Source organism: Desulfomarina sp., from assembly GCF_054039375.1.
The window spans coordinates 1-3,664 of sequence record NZ_JBPLBA010000096.1 but is presented as its reverse complement, the minus strand read 5'-3'; the positions used below and the strand labels follow the sequence as shown (position 1 = coordinate 3,664).

The following is a 3,664-nucleotide window of genomic DNA, read 5'->3' as shown; positions in this document are numbered from 1 at the left end:
CGGTAAATGAGGTAGGGCAGGGGAAAGAAGTAATTCCTGTATTCATCGGACCCCATGTAGTGGGGCAGACGGGCTGAGGTTGCCGCCACCCTGAGTTCCCAGAGAGGAAGGGAGCTGCCTGTGGGCTGGGAAGCAGAAAGTGGCTGTGGTGGTGCTGAGAGAAGAAAAAAGAACAGGAGAGGCAGGAAGTTTTTCAAAGGAGTTATTTCTTTTTTAAAAAGGGACAATTTAGAACTCCTGTTTGTTTTAAGGCCTGGATCATTGAGCATCGCATCTGCAGCAAATTTGTCAGCAGGGAGGCGAGTGAATTTTTCAAACGATTTTCTGGTTACCTATGAAACTCAGCCTGTTATTTGTGATTCTGGGGATTGGACCTGTTTTATCAGGCGTATTTCAAAAATCACATTATACTGATTATAAAATGACCTGGACTGACACTTTTCATGGGTAATCAAGGACGATTTTGATTAATGAATTTATCATAACTTTTCCAGTTGTTACCCGAAAAATAATAACAAAGCCGTCACGGACCCAGGTAATAGATAAGCTGCAGGACAGCCAGTGCATAGATTCCGGCCATGACATCGTCCATCATGATACCTATGCCTCCATGGATTTTTCTGTCGAACCAGGAGACGGGAAAGGGTTTGAAGATATCGAAAAACCTGAAAAGAGCAAAACCGAGAAACCAGCTGGCCACTCCCCCCGGAACCAGTGTCAGGGTGATGAACATACCAAGGATCTCATCAATCACTATGGACCCGGCATCGGGTCGATCCAGTATTTTTTCAGCGGATCCGGAAACAAAAAAGCCGAGAATAAAGACGAAGAGCAGAACCAGAAGGTAGGCCGGAAGTGAAAGATCTTTAATAAAAAACCAGGGGATGAAGGCGGCCAGAGAACCCCATGTACCCGGTGCCCTGGGGATCATTCCCACACCGCAGCCGGTGGCCAGGGCCATGATGATTTTATTCATGATTATAAAATATTTTCTTTTCCGCATCGCACACTGTCATAGACTTCCCGCAGGGTGACGTTATTTTCAAGCGCGATTTTCCTGCACTCTTCATATTCCGGATAGACAACAGGACCAGCCGGCCCTTCAACCTTTTTCGCTTTAACTGGTCCCCAGCCTGTCGCAACACTCACTGTTTCCCTGGGCATGGTCTGCCTTGATTCTTTTCGAAAACGAAGACCTATGGAAGAAGTCTCCATAAGAATTGTATTTTTCAGACCCGGCCCGTCTGCCGGGTGACAGATAACCTGCAGACAGTATCCCGGTCGGCCTTTTTTCATCAGAATGGGAGTAAGGCTGACATCCAGGGCTTTTCCGGCAAACAGTTTTTCGCAGAGAAAAGGAAAGGTCTCGGGGTTCCAGTCATCCAGATTGGTTTCAATGATCAGTACTTCCTGGCATTCTTTGACCTGTTCCGCATAGCCGATGACCAGTCGCAGCAGATTTGGCTGGTCACCCGGCAGAATATGGCTGCCCCCACCATAGCCGGTTGTCGATATTGTCATGGGTGGCATGGGGCCGAAGTCATCGGCCAGAACCTTGAGTAGTGCAGCCCCGGTCGGGGTAACAAGTTCCCGGTCAATATTGACACCGTAGACAGGTATCTTCTGCAGCAATTCAGTCACAGCGGGAGCGGGCAGGGGTATTTTTCCATGGGCACAGTTGATAAATCCACGGCCCATGGGAAGTGGTGAGGCGTAGAGAGATGAAACAGAGAGATGGTGGAGTCCGGCAAGGGTGCCGACTACATCAATTATGGTATCAACAGCACCGATCTCATGGAAATGGACTTTTTCCACCGGCATATTATGGATTCGTGCTTCGGCCTCGGCAATAGCTGTAAAAACAGCAGCCGCTTTTGAACATATGGTGTCATCAAGCCCACTTTTTTCAAGCCTGTTGAGTATGACGGGCAGGGTGCGAAGCTCCTGTTTTCGCCTGGAGCGTATTGAAACCCTGCAGCATGAAATTGAGGACTTTTGCTCGGTGATCACCGAGAATTCAATTTCTTCAAGATCAAGCCTGTCGATAGTACTCAGCAGAAATTCCCGGTCAAGTCCACAATGCAGCAGAGCGCCCAGGAACATGTCCCCGCTGATACCGGAAAAGCAGTCTGCGTAACAGATTTTTTCATTTGCCGTCCTGCTCACTGCTGTTCACCGGGGTCCTGGCTGGAGAAAATCGTTCCTGCTTCCAGGGGATTGCCGCAGAGGAATGCCTCCACAACCATTCTTTTTTTCCCTTCAGGCTGGATTTCCCTGATAAGAAGAGTGTTTTTCCCGCAATTGACAAGCAAACCGTTTTTATTGACTTCAAGCAGGGTCCCCGGAGGGCTGTCACTGTCGCGGTAGACAATTTCCGGGGCAAACAGTTTTATCCGTTTTCCCTTCAGGTAGGTGAAGCCGCAGGGCCAGGGATCAAGTCCACGTATAAATCGTTCAATTTCATCGCTTTCTTTTGACCAGTCAATGAGGCCGTCTGATTTCTTCAGCATGGGTGCTTCAGTGGCTTTTTCATGATCCTGTGGAGTTGGTGCGATGGTGCCGTCTTTCAGCCCTTCAATCGCTTTGAGCAGGGTCCTGCCGCCAAGTTCAGCCAGTTTTTTGAAAAGACTGCCGGCCGTTTCCTGCGGGGATGGTTCCATCTCAGCTTTCAGCAGGATATCTCCAGTATCCATTCCTTCATCCATTTTTATAATGGTGACTCCCACTTTCCCGTCTCCCCGGAGAATTGACCACTGGATGGGAGCCGCCCCGCGGTGTCGGGGCAGAAGAGAACCATGGACATTGATACAGCCCATTGGCGCTAGGTCAAGAAGCGGTTTTGGCAGTATCCGGCCATAAGCGGTAACGACCACGAGGTCCGGCTGGTAGCTGAGCAGTCCGTTTCTGAATTCCTCCGTTCTTATTTTAGCCGGTTGGAGGACCGGGATCCTGTATTCCTCTGCCAGCAGTTTGACCGGTGGAGGGGTCAGTTTTTTGCCCCGGCCTTTCGGGCGATCCGGTTGAGTTACCACGGCTACGACTTCGTCAGGGCCTTCAAGAAGGGCCCGCAATGTTGATGTGCCAAAATCGGGGGTTCCCATGAAAATAATGCGTAAAGGTTGCCTGGACATGGTTTCTCCTATCTGTTGGCCAGCCATTTTCTGACTTTTTTCTTGTACAGATTTCGTTTAAGAGAACTGAGGTGGTCAAGAAACAGAATACCGTTAAGATGGTCAATTTCGTGCTGGAGGACAACGGCAAAGCGGTCTTCTGCGGTCAGTTCCTGTGGATTACCCTCCAGGTCCTGGTAGGAGAGGGTGATTTTCCTGGCCCGTTTGACCTTGGCTGTGAGTTCAGGGACTGAAAGGCAGCCTTCTTCGTCCAGTTGCTCACCCTCCCGTTCTGTTATCTCCGGATTGGCCATAACCATGAATTCCTGATCTTCTTCGCAATCCTTTGAAATATCAACAACAATGAGTTTTACAGATTGGCCGATCTGGGGTGCAGCCAAACCGATGCCGGGGGCATCATACATTGTTTCAGCCATGTCGTCGGCAAGGTTTGCCAGTTCTCTGTCAAAGACGGTGATTTTCTCTGTTTTTTTCCGCAGAACCGGTTCAGGGTATTTGTATATTTTTTGAATAGTCATTGTATCGTAACTGAT

The 3,664-nt window shown here is 49.2% G+C and carries 4 protein-coding genes and 1 pseudogene; all 5 read right to left on the bottom strand.

Annotated features, from left to right (window positions below):
* Positions 1 to 227: pseudogene (locus ACXLDX_RS05335) on the bottom strand (hypothetical protein); the annotation flags it as partial.
* Between the two features lie 296 nt (positions 228 to 523).
* A complete protein-coding gene (locus ACXLDX_RS05330) occupies positions 524 to 976 on the bottom strand; it encodes a phosphatidylglycerophosphatase A family protein (protein ID WP_457576161.1) in 453 nt (150 codons plus the stop codon).
* Between the two features lie 2 nt (positions 977 to 978).
* Complete coding sequence (gene larC / locus ACXLDX_RS05325) at positions 979 to 2,166, bottom strand: nickel pincer cofactor biosynthesis protein LarC (RefSeq protein WP_457576160.1); 1,188 nt, start codon at positions 2,164 to 2,166, stop codon at positions 979 to 981.
* Entirely contained in the window at positions 2,163 to 3,131 is a 969-nt protein-coding gene (fmt, locus tag ACXLDX_RS05320) for a methionyl-tRNA formyltransferase (RefSeq protein ID WP_457576159.1), read from the bottom strand. The genes larC and fmt overlap by 4 nt, the downstream gene beginning before the upstream one ends.
* Before the next feature lie 8 nt (positions 3,132 to 3,139).
* The coding region (gene def, locus ACXLDX_RS05315; RefSeq protein ID WP_457576158.1) for a peptide deformylase at positions 3,140 to 3,664 on the bottom strand (525 nt) is incomplete at its 5' end.

What these genes read in the sequence shown, in the direction of transcription:
- ACXLDX_RS05330 (WP_457576161.1), bottom strand. Translation starts at nt 976, where the DNA reads ATGAATAAAATCATCATGGCCCTGGCCACCGGCTGCGGTGTGGGAATG.
- fmt (WP_457576159.1), bottom strand. Translation starts at nt 3,131, where the DNA reads ATGTCCAGGCAACCTTTACGCATTATTTTCATGGGAACCCCCGATTTT.